The organism is Brevundimonas sp., from assembly GCF_041688735.1.
Classification (GTDB): Bacteria; Pseudomonadota; Alphaproteobacteria; order Caulobacterales; family Caulobacteraceae; genus Brevundimonas.
Window position 1 is genome coordinate 1 of sequence record NZ_JBDNHO010000089.1, and the last position, 1,307, is coordinate 1,307.

Genomic DNA, 1,307 nt, shown 5'->3' on the forward strand with positions numbered 1-1,307 from the left:
CGCCGTCGCGGCCACCGCCGCCTCGGCCGTCGCGACGGCGATCTGGTTCAGGCCGCGCACGACGTCGCCGGCGGCGTACAGGCCCTCGATGTTGGTCATCTGGCGCGCGTCGACGGTCAGCCGTCCGTCCTCACCCCTGCGGGCGCCCAGCGCCTGCGCCAGTTCGACGTTCGCGGAGGTCCCCAGCGCGGAATAGACCAGGTCGAACGCCCGGAATTGCCCGCCCCAGCTCAGCGCCGTGACCCTGTCGTCTTCCAGACGGACATTGTCGAGCGGCGCGCAGATCAGCTCGATGCCCATCCGCGCCATCTCGTCCCGTTCGGTCAGGGCCTCGGCCAGACCGATGTGAATCAGGGTCACACGGTCCGAATAGGTGCGCAGAAAGGCCGCCTCGCGCACGCCCTTGTCGTCGTCGCCGATGACGGCCACGGCCTTGTCGATCGCCTCATAGCCGTCGCAGATCGGGCAGATGCGGACCAGCGACCGCTCTATGGCGCGCTCGACCCCAGGCAGGTCGGGATGGCGGTCGATCACGCCGGTGGCCAGGAGTACGGCGCGAATCTGCACGTCGCGTCCGCTCAGCCGGGCGACGAAGCCGTCTCCGTCGCGCGCCAGGCGTTCGACCCGTCCGGCCTCGATCACCGCGCCGTATTCCTGCGCCTGTTCGGTCATCCGCCCCAGGATGGCGTTGCCGGTGATGCCTTTGGGGAAGCCGGGCATGTTGTGGCTGACCGGAATCCAGCACGCCCGGGGCTCGCCGCCGTCGGCGACCAACACCCGACGCCGGAACCGCGCCAGATAGGTCGCCGCCGTCAGTCCGGCAGGACCGGCACCGACGATCAGGATGTCGGGGTCGATCACAGCCGGTCAGGCCCGCCGAAGTTCCGACGGCGTGTGAGCGGCTTCGGCGCCGGTCTTGCCGCTGCGCACGATGTATTCGGGATTGTCTTTCGACGCGGCGACCTTGTGACCCTTGATCTTTGTCGGACGGGTGACCTTTTTGACCACCTTGCCCTGGGTCACGCCCTGGCTGTGGTCCCATGCGACCGCGTCCCCGGCCTTAAAACTCTTGTCCGCCATTGGCCGTGCTCCTGCCGCGCGCTTCGTCGACATCAGCGAGCAGACCCCGCATCAGTTCCGTGTCGATCAGGACCCGTGCTTCGCTAAAGGCGAGAAACCAGCGGTCGACGAGGGTTCTGGTTTCGGCGTCCATTCGGCATTTCCCCTCGGTTGACGAAGACCTTGCGGTCAGAATGATGCGCCGCCCGGTCGGTTCAGCTTGACCGTGAAAGACTTTTTCGGGGCAG

Annotated in this window: 3 protein-coding genes; all 3 read right to left on the reverse strand. The window is 67.4% G+C overall.

Annotation, left to right across the window (positions count from 1 at the left end):
• The coding region (locus tag ACESMO_RS09060) for an NAD(P)/FAD-dependent oxidoreductase (protein ID WP_372707838.1) at nt 1-861 on the reverse strand (861 nt) is incomplete at its 3' end.
• 6 nt (nt 862-867) lie between these two features.
• Complete coding sequence (locus ACESMO_RS09065) at nt 868-1,080, reverse strand: DUF2945 domain-containing protein (RefSeq protein WP_372707839.1); 213 nt, start codon at nt 1,078-1,080, stop codon at nt 868-870.
• A partial coding sequence (locus tag ACESMO_RS09070; protein WP_372707840.1) for a hypothetical protein occupies nt 1,061-1,307 on the reverse strand: 247 nt, incomplete at its 5' end. The genes ACESMO_RS09070 and ACESMO_RS09065, both read right to left, overlap by 20 nt.

Bases quoted from the DNA above. Each gene is read 5' to 3' on its own strand.
- ACESMO_RS09065 (WP_372707839.1), bottom strand. From the start codon at position 1,080: ATGGCGGACAAGAGTTTTAAGGCCGGGGACGCGGTCGCATGGGACCAC.